This is a genomic window from Sphingomonas larreae (assembly GCF_051400595.1).
In the GTDB taxonomy this organism is placed as follows: Bacteria; Pseudomonadota; Alphaproteobacteria; order Sphingomonadales; family Sphingomonadaceae; genus Sphingomonas.
In genome coordinates, this window is the sequence record NZ_JBLFFI010000001.1 from 697,630 (window position 1) to 714,029 (window position 16,400).

At 68.0% G+C, this 16,400-nt stretch carries 16 protein-coding genes; 2 read left to right on the plus strand and 14 right to left on the minus strand.

Features of this window, described 5'->3' with window-relative positions:
* Positions 1-207: 207 nt before the first annotated feature.
* The 3 genes from fusA to rpsL form a co-directional block, all read right to left on the minus strand.
* Positions 208-2,301, minus strand: coding sequence for an elongation factor G (gene fusA / locus ACMGDM_RS03070; protein WP_436802645.1), 2,094 nt, complete (start codon positions 2,299-2,301; stop codon positions 208-210).
* A gap of 107 nt (positions 2,302-2,408) precedes the next feature.
* On the minus strand, positions 2,409-2,879 hold the full coding sequence (rpsG, locus tag ACMGDM_RS03075; protein ID WP_132909132.1) for a 30S ribosomal protein S7: 471 nt from the start codon (positions 2,877-2,879) through the stop codon (positions 2,409-2,411).
* A 43-nt stretch (positions 2,880-2,922) separates the two neighbouring features.
* Positions 2,923-3,294 (minus strand): 30S ribosomal protein S12, encoded by a 372-nt coding sequence (rpsL, locus tag ACMGDM_RS03080; protein ID WP_029936467.1) that lies wholly within the window; start codon positions 3,292-3,294, stop codon positions 2,923-2,925.
* Positions 3,295-3,569: 275 nt separating this feature from the next.
* On the opposite strand from rpsL, the gene ACMGDM_RS03085 reads away from it, so the two are divergent.
* A complete protein-coding gene (locus ACMGDM_RS03085) occupies positions 3,570-4,772 on the plus strand; it encodes a putative hexosyltransferase (RefSeq protein ID WP_436802646.1) in 1,203 nt (400 codons plus the stop codon).
* 16 nt (positions 4,773-4,788) lie between these two features.
* On the opposite strand, the gene ACMGDM_RS03090 is transcribed toward ACMGDM_RS03085, so the two are convergent.
* The 3 genes from ACMGDM_RS03090 to ACMGDM_RS03100 form a co-directional block, all read right to left on the minus strand.
* Entirely contained in the window at positions 4,789-5,142 is a 354-nt protein-coding gene (locus ACMGDM_RS03090; protein WP_436802647.1) for a DUF3140 domain-containing protein, read from the minus strand.
* Positions 5,143-5,186: 44 nt separating this feature from the next.
* A complete protein-coding gene (locus ACMGDM_RS03095) occupies positions 5,187-6,470 on the minus strand; it encodes a Xaa-Pro dipeptidase (protein WP_436802648.1) in 1,284 nt (427 codons plus the stop codon).
* 61 nt (positions 6,471-6,531) lie between these two features.
* Positions 6,532-7,419, minus strand: a complete 888-nt coding sequence (locus ACMGDM_RS03100; RefSeq protein WP_436802649.1) for a LysR family transcriptional regulator — start codon at positions 7,417-7,419, stop codon at positions 6,532-6,534.
* Between the two features lie 138 nt (positions 7,420-7,557).
* On the opposite strand from ACMGDM_RS03100, the gene wrbA reads away from it, so the two are divergent.
* Complete coding sequence (wrbA, locus tag ACMGDM_RS03105) at positions 7,558-8,160, plus strand: NAD(P)H:quinone oxidoreductase (RefSeq protein ID WP_436802650.1); 603 nt, start codon at positions 7,558-7,560, stop codon at positions 8,158-8,160.
* A gap of 154 nt (positions 8,161-8,314) precedes the next feature.
* Here the strand turns inward: wrbA and ACMGDM_RS03110 are convergent, their stop codons facing one another.
* The 8 genes from ACMGDM_RS03110 to ACMGDM_RS03145 all read right to left on the minus strand — a co-directional run bounded on the left by ACMGDM_RS03110 (position 8,315) and on the right by ACMGDM_RS03145 (position 16,292).
* Entirely contained in the window at positions 8,315-9,346 is a 1,032-nt protein-coding gene (locus ACMGDM_RS03110; protein ID WP_436802651.1) for a LacI family DNA-binding transcriptional regulator, read from the minus strand.
* Between the two features lie 61 nt (positions 9,347-9,407).
* Positions 9,408-11,090, minus strand: coding sequence for a GMC family oxidoreductase (locus ACMGDM_RS03115; RefSeq protein ID WP_436802652.1), 1,683 nt, complete (start codon positions 11,088-11,090; stop codon positions 9,408-9,410).
* Positions 11,091-11,114: 24 nt separating this feature from the next.
* Positions 11,115-11,954 carry a sugar phosphate isomerase/epimerase family protein gene (locus ACMGDM_RS03120; RefSeq protein ID WP_436802653.1) on the minus strand — a complete coding sequence of 280 codons (840 nt, stop codon included), beginning with the start codon at positions 11,952-11,954 and terminating at the stop codon, positions 11,115-11,117.
* Positions 11,951-12,520 carry a gluconate 2-dehydrogenase subunit 3 family protein gene (locus ACMGDM_RS03125; protein WP_436802654.1) on the minus strand — a complete coding sequence of 190 codons (570 nt, stop codon included), beginning with the start codon at positions 12,518-12,520 and terminating at the stop codon, positions 11,951-11,953. Before ACMGDM_RS03125 ends, ACMGDM_RS03120 begins: the two co-directional genes overlap by 4 nt.
* Before the next feature lie 55 nt (positions 12,521-12,575).
* A complete protein-coding gene (locus ACMGDM_RS03130; RefSeq protein ID WP_436802655.1) occupies positions 12,576-13,505 on the minus strand; it encodes a hydroxypyruvate isomerase family protein in 930 nt (309 codons plus the stop codon).
* Positions 13,502-14,809, minus strand: a complete 1,308-nt coding sequence (locus ACMGDM_RS03135) for an MFS transporter (RefSeq protein ID WP_436802656.1) — start codon at positions 14,807-14,809, stop codon at positions 13,502-13,504. Before ACMGDM_RS03135 ends, ACMGDM_RS03130 begins: the two co-directional genes overlap by 4 nt.
* A gap of 47 nt (positions 14,810-14,856) precedes the next feature.
* Complete coding sequence (locus tag ACMGDM_RS03140) at positions 14,857-15,897, minus strand: sugar phosphate isomerase/epimerase family protein (protein WP_436802657.1); 1,041 nt, start codon at positions 15,895-15,897, stop codon at positions 14,857-14,859.
* 17 nt (positions 15,898-15,914) lie between these two features.
* Positions 15,915-16,292: a c-type cytochrome gene (locus ACMGDM_RS03145; RefSeq protein WP_436802658.1), complete on the minus strand. Its 378-nt coding sequence runs from the start codon at positions 16,290-16,292 to the stop codon at positions 15,915-15,917.
* Positions 16,293-16,400 lie beyond the last annotated feature (108 nt).

Below are 16,400 nucleotides of genomic sequence, written 5' to 3' on the forward strand. Positions count from 1 at the left end.
CCTTCTGATTTCCACTGGAGCCGCACTCAGGACTCGCCGTGAAGGCGGCCCCATAGCGGCTCAATTCGCGTTGCGCAAATCCCTAGCCCTGTCAGGGCCTGAGCCGGCGAGCCGAGGCGGAAGCAAATTCCGCCTCGTCGGTCCTCGGGCAGGCCCGAGGCCGGCCGGCCTGCGGCGTCTCGGAGCGGAAATTCCGCCCCGCGCGCCTTAGGCCAGCTTCGCCTTGACCTCGTCGGCGACGTTCTGCGGCACCTCGTCATAGTGCGAGAACTGCATCGAGTAGCTCGCGCGCCCCTGGGTGAACGAGCGCAGCGAGTTCACATAGCCGAACATGTTCGCCAGCGGCACCATCGCGGTCACCGCCTGCGCGTTGCCGCGCGTGTCGGTGCCCTGGATCTGGCCGCGACGCGAGTTCATGTCGCCGATGACGTCGCCCAGATAATCCTCCGGGGTGACGACCTCGACCTTCATGACCGGCTCGAGCAGCGTGATGCCCGACTTCTGCGCCGCCTCGCGCATCGCACCGCGCGCGGTGATCTCGAACGCCAACGCCGACGAGTCGACGTCGTGATACGCGCCGTCATACAGCGTGATCTCGAAGTCGATGATCGGGAAGCCGACCAGCGAGCCGGTCGCCGCGGTCTCGCGGAAGCCCTTCTCGATCGCGGGGATATATTCCTTCGGAATGTTACCGCCCTTGACCTCGTCCTTGAAGATGATGCCCGCGCCGCGCTCGCCCGGCGTCAGCTTCACCTTCACGCGACCGAACTGACCGGTGCCGCCCGACTGCTTCTTGTGCGTATAGTCGATGTCGACCGGCTTCTTGAGATACTCGCGATACGCCACCTGCGGCGCGCCGACGTTGGCCTCGACCTTGAACTCGCGCTTCATGCGGTCGACCAGGATCTCGAGGTGGAGCTCGCCCATCCCCTTGATGATGGTCTGGCCCGACTCGTGGTCCGTCGAGACGCGGAACGAGGGATCCTCAGCGGCCAGGCGGTTGAGCGCGACGCCCATCTTCTCCTGGTCGGCCTTGGTCTTCGGCTCCACCGACAGCTCGATCACCGGCTCCGGGAACTCCATGCGCTCCAGGATGATCGGGTGCGCCGGGTCGCACAACGTGTCGCCCGTGGTGGTCTCCTTGAGGCCCGCCAGCGCCACGATGTCGCCCGCGCGTGCTTCCTCGATGTCCTCACGCGAGTTCGCGTGCATCAGGAGCATGCGGCCGATCTTCTCCTTCTTGTCCTTTACCGAGTTCATGTAGGTGCCCTTGGTGAGGACGCCCGAGTAGATCCGCGCGAAGGTGAGCGAGCCGACAAACGGATCGTTCATGATCTTGAACGCCAGCGCCGAGAACGGGGCCTCGTCCGACGACGGGCGCTCGTCCGGCGTCTCGCCGTCGAGCTTGACGCCCTTGATCGCCGGCACGTCGAGCGGGCTCGGCAGATAGTCGACCACCGCGTCGAGCAGCGGCTGGACGCCCTTGTTCTTGAACGCCGAGCCGCAGACCACCGGCACGAACGCCATGCTCAGCGTACCCTTGCGGAGCAGCGCCTTCAGCGTCTTGGCGTCGGGCTCGTTGCCCTCGAGATACGCCTCCATGGCGTCATCGTCCTGCTCGACGGCGAGCTCGATCAGCTCGCTGCGATACTTCGCCGCCTTCTCGGCCATATCGTCCGGGATCGTCTGGTATTCGAACTTCGCGCCGAGCGACTCCTCGAGCCAGATGATCGCGCGATTCTCGACCAGGTCGACGAGACCCTTGAAGCCACCCTCGATGCCGATCGGCAGGTACAGGACGGCCGGCTTCGCGCCGAGGCGGTCGATGATCGACTGGACGCAGAAGTAGAAGTCGGCGCCGGTGCGGTCGAGCTTGTTGACGAAGCACATCCGCGGCACGCCGTACTTGTCGGCCTGGCGCCACACCGTCTCGGACTGCGGCTCCACGCCGGCAACGCCGTCGAAGCAGGCGACCGCGCCGTCGAGCACGCGCAGCGAGCGCTCCACCTCGATGGTGAAGTCGACGTGGCCCGGCGTGTCGATGATGTTGATCAGATGCTCGGGGCCCTTGCCCTCCTCGGCCTTCCACTTGCAGGTGGTGGCGGCCGACGTGATCGTGATCCCGCGCTCCTGCTCCTGCTCCATCCAGTCCATCGTCGCGGTGCCCTCATGGACCTCGCCGATCTTGTAGGACTTGCCGGTGTAATAGAGGATGCGCTCGGTCGTCGTCGTCTTGCCGGCGTCGATATGCGCCATGATGCCGATGTTACGGTAGAGTTCGAGCGGATGGCTGCGGGCCATGATCGGGCTTCCTTAGCGATGTGGGGAGCGCAGCGTACCGCCGGCTCCCCACGATATAGGTCAGTTCTGAGACGCTTCCAAGACAGGCCGCGTCCGCACCATTGGCGTTACCAGCGGTAGTGCGAGAAGGCGCGGTTGGCCTCGGCCATGCGGTGCGTGTCCTCGCGCTTCTTCACCGCGTTGCCGCGGTTGTTCGAGGCGTCGAGCAGCTCGCCCGAGAGGCGCGCCGACATCGTGTTCTCGCTGCGGCCGCGCGCCGCGGTGATCAACCAGCGGATCGCCAGCGCCTGCGCGCGCTCGGGACGAACCTCGACCGGCACCTGGTAGGTCGCGCCGCCCACGCGGCGGCTGCGGACCTCGATGCCCGGCTTGATGTTGTTCAGCGCGTCGTGGAACACGCCGATCGGCTCGCGCTTGGCGCGCGTCTCGACGGTGGTGAGCGCCGAATAGACGATGCCCTCGGCGACCGACTTCTTACCGTCGAGCATGACCGAGTTCATGAACTTGGAGAGAACCTCATCCCCGTACACGGGATCAGGCAGGATTTCCCGCTTCTCGGGACGACGACGACGCGCCATGTAATGTTACCTTTCAATCAGCTGGTGAGAATACGGGAGCGGCTTACTTCGGCCGCTTCGCACCGTACTTCGAGCGCGACTGGCGGCGGTCCTTGACGCCCTGCGTGTCGAGCACGCCGCGCAGCACGTGATAGCGCACGCCCGGAAGGTCGCGCACACGGCCGCCGCGGATCAGCACCACCGAGTGCTCCTGCAGGTTGTGGCCCTCGCCCGGAATGTAGCTGATGACCTCGCGCTGGTTGGTCAGGCGGACCTTGGCCACCTTGCGCAGCGCCGAGTTCGGCTTCTTCGGGGTCGTGGTATAAACACGGGTGCAGACTCCGCGCTTCTGCGGGTTCTGCTCCATTGCAGGGACCTTGGACTTGGCCTTCTGCGGCTCGCGGCCCTTGCGGACCAGCTGGTTGATCGTCGGCATGAAGCCTTCACCTTATCTGGAGGTTACTTTGCTGGAGCCCTGACAAGACTTGGAATACGAAAAGGACCGTACGGCAGCCGGTAACGGCGGCCTCGGGCCCTTGATGCATCCAGCAATGTTCAAGCTTGCCGGGCGGAAGTCACCTTCCACCCGAACGGAGGCGCCTATACGCGCGCTCGGCTCGTCGGTCAATCGCCACGGCAGACGGTGCTACGCTTGCCCCCGTCACGCCAGCGGCTACACCGCCGCCAACGCGAATCACGCTTCGGGGTCGGATGTTCGGTAATCTGGTGCGCCTGCCGCAGGTGGCGGGGCGCGATCACCGGCTCTGCCCGCTCATGGCGGGTATGGGTCTGATCTATCTCGGCTGTATCCCGCTCAGCAACGGCGACGTTCGCGAGCATCTGCTGCATTGGACCGCCCATCTGATCGCGCAGGGCCGATTCGCCGCACTCGGCCAGGCCTTCTCCGAATACACGCCGCCCTATCTCTATCTGCTTTCGCTCGGCACGTGGCTGGCGCCGCTGACGGGGCAGCTCGCCGTGATCAAGCTGGTGTCGATCGCGGGAACGCTCTTCCTCGCGGGCTGCATGCGCTGGCTGCTCGCCAGTTGCGTCGACGCGGACACCGCGCGGCGCGGCGCGTTCCTGACCCTGTGCCTGCCGACGGTGATCGCCAACGGCCCCGCCTGGGGCCAGTGCGACGCGCTCTATACCGGCTGGCTGCTGCTCGCGATCGGCGCGGTGGCGCGCGGGCGCGTCGCCGCCGCGATGCTCGCCGCCGGCGTCGCCGTGTCGTTCAAGCTGCAAGCGGTGTTCGTCGCGCCGCTACTGCTCGCCACGCTGCTCGCCGCACGCGGGCGCTGGTGGACGCTCGCGCTGGTGCCCTCCGCCTATGCCGCGCTGATGGTGCCCGCCTGGGTCGCCGGCCGGCCCGCGCGCGATCTGGCGCTGCTGTATGTCGCGCAGGGCGACTATTTCCACGATCTCGCGCGGTCGGTGCCCAACATCTGGCAGATCTTGCGCGCGCTGGCGCCGCAGCTGCCCTATGGCCCCGGGGTCGCGATCGGGCTGGTACTCGCGGCGCTCGCGGTGGTGGCGGTGGCGCTGGCGGCACGCGACCGGCTCGACGATCCGCGGCGCGTGGTGCTGGTGGCGCTGACCGGGGCGATGCTCGTCCCCTATCTCCTGCCCAAAATGCACAACCGCTACTTCTTCCTCGCCGACGTGCTCGCCTTCGCCTACGCGATCGTCGCGCCGTCGGTGCGGGCGATGCGCCTCGCACTCCTAGTGCAGCTCGCCTCGCTGCTCGCCTATGCCACCTTCCTGCTCCACCTGCCCGGCGGCGCGTTCGTCGGCGCGCTGGTGATGAGCGCGGCGCTCGCGCTCGCCCTGCGCGAGTTCAGCGAGAAGGTGGCGCCGATCGGCAGCGGGATGCCGCTGCTGCCCGCGCGACAGCGCCGCGCGGTGCGGGTGTGAGCCGAGGCGACCGCGCTCACTTGAACGGGTCGTGCCCCCAGTTCATCAGCGAGTAGCGCCAGTCGGAATGCTCCTTGTCCTCCGCCGGCCCGCCCTGCGCGAGGTGTCGGTGGACGTAGCTCACCACCTTCTTCATGTGCGCGTAGTCGTCGTCGGTAAGATCGGCCTTCTTCGTCCGCTTGAGGGCGACGATGCGCCGCCCCGAGCGATGGCCGACGCTCTCGCCGTCGCCTTTGCCGTCCTCCCCCTTCCAGCCGACGCGATTGCTGTCGTCGCTGTCGAGAAAGTGCTCCAGCTCGGCCGGGGCCATGTTGACCGCCTCGTTGAAGGCTTTCGCGGTGTCCGCGTGATCGTCGTGCTGCTCGGCCATATCGCTCTCCTCGCGCGGTGAAAGCGCGGGGAGAGCGAAGGGTTTCACTTCAGCTCGACGCCGCCCTTCACCACCGCGACCGGGTGCTCCAGCACGGTGACGTCGCGCAGCGGGTCGCCGCGCACCGCGACCATGTCGCCGTACCGTCCTACCGCGATCGCGCCCACGTCCTGTTCGCGACCCAGCGCGCGCGCCGCGCTGGAGGTCGCGGCGCGGATCGCGTCGAGCGGGGTCATGCCCCATTGCACCATCTTGGCGAATTGCTTGGCATTGTCGCCGTGCGGATAGACTCCCGCATCGGTGCCGAAGGTCATTGCCACGCCCATGCGGAAGGCGCGCTGGAAGGTCTGGCGCTGCTTGAGCCCGATCACGCGTTCCTTGTCGAGGCTCTCCTGCTCGGTGCCGTTCTTGGTACCGGTGGCGAGGATATAATCGTCATTGTAGATATCCATGTCGAACCAGGTCTTGTGTTCGATCGCGAGCTTCATCGCCTCGTCCGAGGCGAGGCTGACGTGCTCGATCGTGTCGATGCCGGCGCGGATCGCGGCCTTGATCCCCTCGTCGCCGTGCGCGTGCGCCGCTACCTTGAGGTGGAGCATATGCGCCTCGTCCGCGATCGCGCGCATCTCGTCTTCGCTGAGCTGCTGCCCGCCGACCGAGTCGCCGAGCGAGAAGACGCCGCCGGTGGCGCAGATCTTGATCACCTCGGCGCCATATTTGTGCAGCCACCGCACCTTGGCGCGGGCCTCCTCGGGAGAGTTCACCACCGAGGGCAGCTTCTTGTCGTAGGAGGGCGGCAGCGCATTGTCGTCGCAATGCCCGCCGGTCGCGCCGATGGCATAGCCCGCCGGGACGATGCGGGGGCCGATCACCCAGCCGCCGTCGATCGCTTCCTTGAGCCCGATGTCCTGGAAGTCGGCCGCGCCGACGTTGCGCACCGTGGTGAAGCCGGCCCGCAGCGTCTTGGCGGCGTTGGCGACGCCCACCGCGCCCCAGAAGCTGTCGGTGTATTTGAGCGTCTGATAGCCGCCCACTTCCGCCAGGCTGGTGAGATGGACGTGCATGTCGATCAGCCCCGGCACGAGCGTGACGTCGCCGAGATCGACCCGGCGCGCGTCCGCCGGGATCGCCGGCCGGCTGGCGCCGCCCGCAGCGACGGCGGCGATCCGCCCGTCGGTGACCACGATCACCGGGTCGCTGACGATCGCGCCCTTGTCGACGTCGAGCATCCGCGCCGCGGTCACCACCACGCTCTCGGCGGTGGCCGAGCCGGTGCAGGCAAGCGCCGCAAGCGCCGCGACGGCGCGCGGCAAAACGGTCAGTTTCATGCATGTTCCCCCTGTTTCCTGCACCATGGCGCAAGAGCGACAGGGAGGAAAGAAGGCGCGCTCAGTCGCGCAGCCGCTCGGTCAGGAAGGCGATCAGCGCCTCTACCCGCGCCGGACGCAGCGCGCTCGGCGGCGTGAGCAGGTGGAGCCCGATCGGGGCGGGCGCCCAGTCGGGCATGATCTCGACCACCCGGCCCGCGGCAAGTCCCGCGCCGACGATGAATCCGGGCAGCCGCGCTATTCCCAGCCCCGCCTCGAGCGCGGGCACGAGCGCATCGCCGCTGTTCGCGGACAGGGGCCCCTGCGCCTTGACCGACACCTCGCTGCCGTCGCGCGCGCGGAAGCGCCACGGCCCCGCGACATTGGTGTAACCCAGCAGCCGATGCGCGCTGAGCTGCGCGGGATGCGTCGGCGTGCCGTGCGCGGCGAGATACGACGGTGCCGCGACGACATGCGCGTTGATCGTGCAGAGCCGGCGCGCACGTAGCGAACTGTCGGGAAGGTCCGCGATCCGCAGCGCCACGTCGAACCCCTCCGCGACGATGTCGACGCGCGAGTCGGCGAGGTGAAGCTCGATCTCAATCGCGGGATGCGCCGCGAGGAAGTCGGCGACAACCGGCGCGACATGCTTGAGCCCGAAGCTCATCGGCGCGGCCAGCCGGACCCGTCCGGCGGGGGCGGCGGCGCCGTGCCGCGCCGCCTCTTCCGCCGCCTGCGCCTCCGCGACGATCCGCGCGGCATGGTCGGCCAGCGGGCGGCCCGCCTCGGTCAGCGCGAGCCGGCGCGAGGTGCGATGGAACAGGGACAGCTGCAGCTGCGCTTCCAGTCGCGACACGCCCTTGGAGACCGTCGCCTTGCTCAGCCCGATCGCGTCCGCCGCCGCGCTGAACGAGCGATGCTCGGCCACCGCCGCGAAGATCGCCCAGGCCTCGAGATCAGGGAGCCGCATCACTGCCGGGCGTAATGGCCGAAACGATCCGTTTCAATCGTTTCGGTTCCGCGGACGGCGTCGCTTACCTACGTTGGTTCGCGTCGAGCGCGGCTGATCCCGTCTCTTACCGTCCCCGCTGCACCAGGAGCCATCGCCATGACCAAGGTCCTCGTCCTTTATTACTCGTCCTACGGCCATATCGAGCAGATGGCCGACGCGGTCGCCGAGGGCGCGCGCGCGGGCGGCGCGGAAGTGGACATCCGTCGCGTCGCCGAAACCGCACCCGCCGAGGTGGCCGCCGCCGCGCACTTCAAGACCGACACCGCTCACCCTGTGATCGAAGGTCCGGACGCGCTCACCCAATATGACGCGATCATCGTCGGTGCACCGACCCGCTACGGCCGCATGCCGAGCCAGATGGCGGCGTTCTGGGATACCACCGGCGGCGTGTGGATGCGCGGCGCGCTGGTCGGCAAGGTCGGCGGCGCCTTCACCTCGACCGCGAGCCAGCATGGTGGGCAGGAGACGACGCTCTTCTCGATCATCACCAACCTGCTCCACCACGGCATGACGATCGTCGGGCTCGACTATGGCTTCCAGGGCCAGATGGGCGTCAAGGAAGTACATGGCGGGACGCCGTATGGCGCCTCGACGCTCGCCGACGGCGATGGCAGCCGCCAGCCCAGCCAGGTCGATCTCGACGGCGCGCGCTATCAGGGCAAGCGCATCGCCGAGACCGCAGCCAAGCTGAAGGGCTGAACTCGGGGCCGACAAGCTTCCGCCGTCATCCCGGCCTTGAGTCGGGATGACGGGCGTTTGCCAGCAACCCGAAATGTTTGAGCGTGCAGCGATCCTGTAGGCAGCCGCACGAGCGATCCCTTGAAGCCGGGCTCGCACCCTTGCGGACCAACCGTCAGACCGCGGTCGACTCGCGCTCGATCAGCTCATAGTCGACCAGCTCGTCCTCCGCTGCCGCGACACCGCCGCGGCGCCCCGCGCGGATCAGCATCTCGGCGGCGCGATAGGCCATTTGCTGGATCGGCTGGCGCACCGTCGTCAGCGCGGGCGAGATCAGCGACGCCATCGTCGTATCGTCGAAGCCGGTCACCGCCAGGTCGCGCGGCAGTCGCAGGCCGCGGCGATGCGCCGCGCCGATCACCCCCGCCGCCATGTCGTCGTTGCTGCACATGATCGCGCTCGGCGGCGCCGCGAGCCCGAGCAACGTCTCCGCCGCGGCGCAGCCTGATCCGTGATCGAACCGCCCCTCGAACTCCAGCGCCGCGTCGAGCGGGATCGCCGCGGCGACCAGCGCCTCGCGATAGCCATCGACGCGGCCGTAACTATCCGAGTGATTGGACGGCCCGGCGACGAACCCGATCCGGCGGTGTCCGCGCGCGATCAGGCGCTGCGTCAAGGCGCGCATCGCCGCGCGATTGTCGATCCGCACGGTGGCGGTGCCCGGCAGCGTGCCGCCGGTGGCGATCGCCGCGGCGGGCACGCCGAGCGCGCCGGCCACTCCGCCCTCGCTCAGCAACTCGGCGAATGGCGGGATCAGCAACAGCGCGTCCGCGCCGCCGCGCACCAGCGCGCGTGCCGCCTCCTCCGCGGCGTCGCGCGTGAGCCGCTGCTCCTCGCGCAGCAGCAGCTGGAGCCCGTGCGCGTTGGTGGCGCGCAGCGAGCCCGTCAGGATCGCATCAAGGAACGGCGTGCGCGCGCCGCTGTAGATCAGCCCTACCGTCGTGGCACGCGCCCGCGCGAGCTGGCGCGCGCTGAGATTGGGAACATAGCCCAATTCGTCAATCGCGGCGCGCACCGCCGCTACTGTCGCCGCGCCGGCGCGTCCCGCTCCGTTGATGACGTTGGAGACCGTCATCGGCGAGACGCCCGCGCGCGCCGCGACCGCGCGCATGGTTACCCCGCGCTCGGCGCGCCGCTCCATCGTCATGGCAGCTCGCCCGTGACGCGGTCGGGCGGCATCGCTCAGGCGCGCACGCGGCGCGGCATCGTCAGATCAACCCCGCCTTCTTGGCGCTCACCGCATGGTCCGCCGCACGCGCGGTGAGGGCCATGAAGGTGAGCGACGGGTTGATGCACGAAATCGAGTTCATCTGCGCGCCATCGGTGACGAACAGGTTGGGTGCGTCGTGCGACTGGCTGAAGCCGTTGAGCACCGACTCGCGCGGGTCGCGACCCATGCGCGCGCCCCCCATTTCGTGGATCGCGTCACCCGGAACGTGCTCCTCCTCGCTGCTGCGGACGTTGAGCAGACCGGCCTTGCGGAGCATCTCCTCGCCCTGCTGGCGCGCGTCCGTCATCATCTTCAGCTCATTGTCGCGGAAGCGGACGTCAAAACGCATCAGCGGCACGCCGAAGCGGTCCACCTTGTCGGGGTGGAGCGAAACGTGATTGTCCTCATAGGGCAGGCACTCGCCGAATGCGCCCATCGAGAATTGCCACGGGCCGTACTGGCGCATGCCCTGCTTCATCGACGCGCCGAAGCCCTTCGGCTTGGCGGGGTCGCGCCGCGCGCTGCCCTGATAGCCGTAGCCGCGCCGGAAGCCGAGCCCCTCGTCGCCGTTGTTGTTGCGGAAGCGCGGAATGTAGACGCCGCCCGGGCGACGCCCGAACTCGATATACTCCTCCATCCCCGGGATCTCGCCGGCGATGTTGACGCGGAAAATGTGATCCATGACGTAGCGGCCGAGCGTGCCGCTCGTGTTGAAATAGCTCTTCGCGCTGCCCGCCGGACGCGAGTTCATCAGGATTTGGTTCGACGCCATCGCCGAGGCGCAGAGGAAGACGATGTCGGCGCTGACCGTCTCGGCCTGACCAGTCTTGGCGTCGACGAAGCGGACGCCCGTCACGCGCTTGCGTTGCGGATCATATTCGAGGTTGGTCACCACCGCGTCCGAGCGCAGCGTGAAGCGCCCGGTGGCGCGCGCGGCAGGAAGCGTCACCGCCTGGGTAGAGAAATAGGCGCCGAACGAGCAGCCGCGTCCGCACTGGTTGCGCACCTGGCACTTGCTGCGATTCTGGTCGGGCTTGTCCTCGGTCATGTTCGACAGGCGCGTGTTGATCAGCTTGCGCCCGGGGAAGGCGCCCTCGAGCCGCTGCTTGAACCACTTCTCCGCCACGTTCATCGGCATCGGCGGCTGGAACTGGCTGTCCGGCAGGTAGGGCAGGTTCTCGCGCGAGCCCGATACGCCGATGTACTTCTCGACATAATCGTACCACGGCGCGACGTCGTCGTAGCGGATCGGCCAATCGCCGCCGACATTCTCTTTCTTGTTCGCCTCGAAGTCGGCCGGGCTCCAGCGGAAGCACCAGCGACCCCAGATGATCGACTTGCCGCCGACCGCCGCGGGGCGGATCCAGTAGAACTTGCTGCCCTCGTCAAAGGCATACGGGTTCAGTCGGTCGTTGTTGTAATATTTCTGCGTGCTCGGCGAGACATAGCCGTGCGTGGTAATGAAATAGTCGCTCTTCACCAGCTCCGGCGGCATCAAGTCGCGCGCCGGGATCTCGTAGGCGGGCTTGCCGTCATAGGTATAGTCGGTCTGGTGCTCGACCATGATCCCACGGTCGATCATCAGGACGCGCATCCCCTTCTCGGTCAGCTCCTTGGCGGCGAAGCCGCCGCTGACCCCGGAGCCGATGACGATCGCGTCGAACCTGTTCGTAACTGCCATGATCCCCTCCCGGGATAAGTGTCGTCAGAAGCGCAGCTTGCGCAGCGTCTGGAAGCTGGTGGTGATGTCGGGGATATACGGCGCGGGCGACTCGTCGTTCTCGACGTAGAAGTGCTTCACGCCGGCCATGCCGTTGAGCTTGAACAGCTTGCCGAAGTCGATCGTGCCGAGCCCGACCGAGGTCATGTTGCCGTCTGGGCGCTGGTCCTTGACGTGATAGGCGTAGATACGCCCCGCCATCCGCTTGATGAGCGCGGCCGCATCCTCGCCGGCGTGGATCGCCCAGTACAGGTCGATCTCCACCTTCACCAGCTTCGGATCGGTGCCCTTGATGAGGCGGTCGTACAGGCTGACGCCCTCGGGCTTGAGGGTGAACTCGAAATCATGGTTGTGATAGGCGAAGCCAAGGCCGTCCTGCGCGAGCTCGCGCGCGAACTTGTTGAAGTTCGGCAGTGCCGCTTCCCACGCCGCGGCGGTGCGGTGCTCGTCGGTCATGTACGGCAGCACGATCGTGTCGGCGCCCAGCGTCTTGGCCATCTTCACGCTGGCGTCGAACTTGTTGAGCAGCAGGTCGTAGCCGACGTGGATCGAGGGCGAGGTCAGGCCCAGCCGGTCCATCGTCCGGCGCAGCATGGCATGGTCCATGCTGTCATAGCCCCCACCGCCAAACTCGACCTCGCGATAGCCGATCTTGGCGATCTGCCCGAGCGTGGCGACCGGATCCTTCTGGAACAGCTCGCGGACGGTGTAGAGCTGGATGCCCACCTTGCCGAGCTGCGCGGCGGACGCGGGCAGCGCGCCCGCGACACCGAGGGCGGCGAGACCGGCGCTGCCGGCGAGGAACGTGCGACGGTCCGTCATCATGAGGAATAGACCTTGTTGACCTTGGAGTAGAGGAAGGCGCCGTCATATTGGCCGGGCACCGGTAGATATTCGCGCTCCTGCGTGATGCCGATCTCGGACGTGTAATAGCCGACGATCACCATCTGCCGGAACGGCTCGAAGAAGGCGGCGCCACCCGGCACCTTGTCCTCCATCGCCAGCGTCAGCAGCGCATCCTGCTGCGCCGGAGTGACCGCGGCGGCGCTCTTCTTGTAATCGGCGCGGCTGCGCGCCTCGATCGCGTCGAGCCCGGCGATGATCGGCACGCGATCCTTCGGCTCGGACCAGTCGGCGAGCAGCTTCTCGATATATTGCGGCACCTCCGCCGCGATCGCGCCCGGCGTGTCGGTGGCCGGGATCACGCGGTCGCTCAGCGCGGTCATCAATGCCTTCTGCGCCGGCGTGAATACCTGCACCGACGGCGGCCCGGTGTCGATCACCCCGAACGCCTGCTGCGAGGCGACGCCGGCGGCGCGCGCGATGGGGGCGAAGAGTTGGCTGCCGAACATCGCGACGATGCCCGCGAGCGCGTCTCTGCGGTCGATCACTTGATTTCTCCGTTCAGGTCGCGTGCGCCCGCGCGGGCGCCGCTGCTCGTGTTGGTCATGCTTCCTCCCCTGCGACCCGATCGATCGCGCGATAGGCGGCGATCAGCCGCTCCTCGCCCGCGCGCCCCTCGCGCGCATTGCCGTGTTCCATGCCGATCACGCCGGCGTAGCGTTTATCGCGCAGCCAGCGGACGACATTGGCATAATTGATCTCGCCCGTGCCCGGCTCGTTTCGGCCGGGATTGTCGCCGAACTGGACATAGCCGATCTCGTCCCAGCAGGTGACGAGCGAGTTGATCAAATTCCCTGACTGGATCTGCTCGTGATAGCAGTCCGCCAGGATCTTGATCCCCGGGCTGTTCACCCCGCGCGCCACGGCATAGCCCGCCGACCAGCTCTGCATGTAGACGTGCGGATGGTTCACCCGCGTATTGAGCGGCTCCATCACCAGCACCAGCCCGTGCGGCGCGACGATGTCCCCGGCGCGCCGCATCAGGTCGATCACGCGCGCGGTCTGGATCTCCACCGGCACGCGCGGGTCGAGGAACCCTGTGACAACCGTCGCGCGCTGCGTGTTGAGGCGCTTGGCCACCTCAATCGAGGCGCGCACGTCGGCGAGGAAGGCCTCGCGCTCGGCGCCATCGTCGCTGCCGAAGATGGGGCGGAACTCCGACCATTTCGGCATGCTCACGACAAACACGCCCATCGCCATGCCGCGCTGTTGCAGCGCCTTGGCCATCGCCTCCTGCTGCGCGATCGGCCGGGCCCGCGCCTCATTGTCCTCCCAGGCGCGGAAGCCCTGGTCCGCGGCGAAGGCGATCTGCTCGAGCAGGCCGCCGCGGCTCTTGAAGCTGCCCTCGTGCGGCGCGAAGCCGAGCGAGAAGCGCGCCGCGTTGGAGGTCGCGCCGCGCTGCGCCGCGGCCGCGGACGCCGCCAGCGGCAGCGCCGCTCCGGCGGCGATCAGCGAGCGGCGCGTCGGCGTCACGCGGCGTCGCCGCGCGCGAGCGTGGCACCACGCGCGCGCCGCTCGGACAGCCAGATGCCGCCGAAGACGAACAGCAGCACCACCGGGAACAGCGCCAGCTTGGCGAAGGACTGCGACGCCGCCGCATCCTCGACCTGGCGCAACGCCGCGCCGGTCAGCTGCTTGAACGCCTCGGGCCCACCGGCGAGCGCCACCTTGGCCTCGTCGAACATCCCGCCCAGCAGCGGCAGCACGAAGAAGCTGGCGAGCGCGCCGGCCGAGCCGACCAGTCCGATCGCCCAGGCACCGCCGCGCGGGTAGCGCTCGGCCACCGACGCCAGCATGGTCGGCCACATCGCGCAGACACCCAGGCCCCAGACGGTCGAGGCGAGGATCGCCGCGACGGGCGACTGCGCCAGCGATAGCAGGAACAGGCCGATGCCCGCGAGCAGGCTCGAGATCCACAGCAGCCCGGGGTTGGAGAGGCGGTTCGCCAGGCGCCCCGCGAAGTGACGGAACACGAACATGAGCGCGCTGACATAGACCAGCAGCAGGATGCCGCGCATGCCGACGCGGTTCGTCAGCGCGACGTCGAGCCACTGGCCCGGCGCGAGCTCGGACGAGGCGGTGAGGAACATCGCGCCGAACCAGACGAAGAAGCTCGGGCGGCGGAACACCTCGCCGATCATCTCGCCGAAGCCCGCGCCCTCCACCTCGGCCGGGGGCGCCGGGAAGGTGGTGGTGGCCGCGATCACGACCACGCCGACCGCGGGGATCAGCACCGAGCCCATGATCGCCTGCCACGGCAGCACGTCGGCGAGGAACACCCCGGCCAGGCCGCCGATGATGAGCCCGCCCGGATACCAAGCGTGGAGCACGTTCAACCGGTGCGTCGTCTCGTCCGGGTAGAGCCGTGCCGTCAACGGGTTGATCGAGGCCTCGGCGAGGCCCCAGCCGATCCCGCTCAGCAGCATGCCGAACCAGACGAGATTGTAGACCGCCATGCCGGTGGCAAGATGCCCCGCGCCGACGATCAGCCCGGTGCCGAGCAGGAAGCAGATGCCGCAGCCGATCAGCACGCGCTTGGCGCCGATCTTGTCGAGCAGCGCGCTGACGACGAAGACCGTGATCGCGAAACCGAGGAAGGCGGAACCCAGCGCCGCCCCAATCAGTTCACCCGCCTGAACCGGCGCGATGGGATCGATCCACTCCGCCTTGAGGCTGCTGGCGACCGCGGCGCGCAACGAGGCGCTGATCGCGGCGGTGGCCAGTGCCAGCACGCCGAGCCAGAACAAACGGCTGCGGTTCACTCCTGCCTGATCCACTCGGTCCTCTCCCTTGTCTCTCTGTCGTTATCGTCGGCGGTGCGGGATCAGCCGAGGCCGAGCAGGCGTCGATTGGCGCTGGGATCGCTGCCGCCGGCGAAATCGTCGAAGGCATGTTCCGGGCGGCGGATCATATGCGCCGCGATAAAGGGTGCGCCCTCGCGTGCACCGTCCTGCGGGTGCTTGAGCGCGCATTCCCACTCCAGCACCGCCCAGCCCGAGTAATCATATTGGGTGAGTTTGGAGAAGATGCCGCCGAAATCCACCTGCCCGTCGCCGAGCGAGCGGAAGCGGCCGGGGCGATCCACCCAGTCCGAATAGCTGCCGTACACACCGGCGCGCCCGGTCGGGTTGAGCTCCGCGTCCTTGACGTGGAACATCTTGATGCGCTCGTGATAGATGTCGATGAACTGGAGATAGTCCATCGCCTGCAGCACCATGTGGCTGGGATCGTAGAGGATGTTGGCGCGGCGGTGGCCGCCGACCTGGTCGAGGAAGCGCTCGAAGGTGACGCCGTCGTGCAAGTCCTCGCCCGGGTGCAGCTCGAAGCACAGGTCGATGCCCTCTTCCTCGAACGCGTCGAGGATCGGGGTCCAGCGCCGGCCCAGCTCCGCGAACGCCTCTTCCACCAGCCCCGCGGGGCGCTGCGGCCAGGGATAGACGAAGCCCCAGACGAACGCGCCCGAGAAGGTGGCATGCGCGCTCAGCCCGAGCCGGCGGCTCGCCTTGGCGGCGAGCCGCAGCCGCTCGACCGCCCACGCCTGGCGCTCGGCGGGCTTGCCGCGCAGTTCGGGCGGCGCGAAGCCGTCGAACAGCTCATCATAGGCGGGATGCACCGCGACCAGCTGACCCTGGAGGTGGGTCGACAGCTCGGTGATCGCCACCCCCGCCTCGCGGCAGCGGCCGGTCAGCTCGTCGGCATAGGTCTGGCTTTCGGCGGCAAGCTCGAGGTCGATGCAGCGCGCATCCCAAGTGGGGATTTGGACGCCCTCGTAGCCGGCCTCGGCCATCCAGCGCGCCGCGCTGTCGAGCGTGTCGAACGGCGCCTCGCCCATGAACTGCGCGAGGAAGACACCCGGCCCGCGCATCGCTGCCGCGCCGCCGCTCACTTCAGCGTCTTGAGATAGGCGATGACTGCGGCGCGCTTGGCGGGATCGGCCATGCCGATCGGCATGCGCGTGCCCGGCACCTTCTTGCCCGGCGCGGCGATGAATTCGCTCAGCGACTGCTCGTTCCAGGTCAGCTTCGAAGCCTTCAGCGCGGCCGAATAGTTGAAGCCGGGCGCGGACGCGGCCGGGCGGCCGACGACGCCGTACAGGTTCGGACCGATGCGGTTGGGGCCGCCCTTCTCGACCGAATGGCAGGCCTTGCAGGCGGCGAACGCGGGCGGGCTGCTGGCCTGCGCCGAGAGCGGCGCCGGCAGCGCGACGATCGCCGCGCCAGCGACAAGCGGAAGGGCGGTCAGTCCGGCGATCAGCTTCATCGCGAGTCTCTCCAATTGGTTGTTTGACGAATGTTTAGCGCTAAACAAGCGGGGATCAACCCGCTTGGTGGCACCGTCACCTGGCGACATTGCGACGGGAGAGATGAA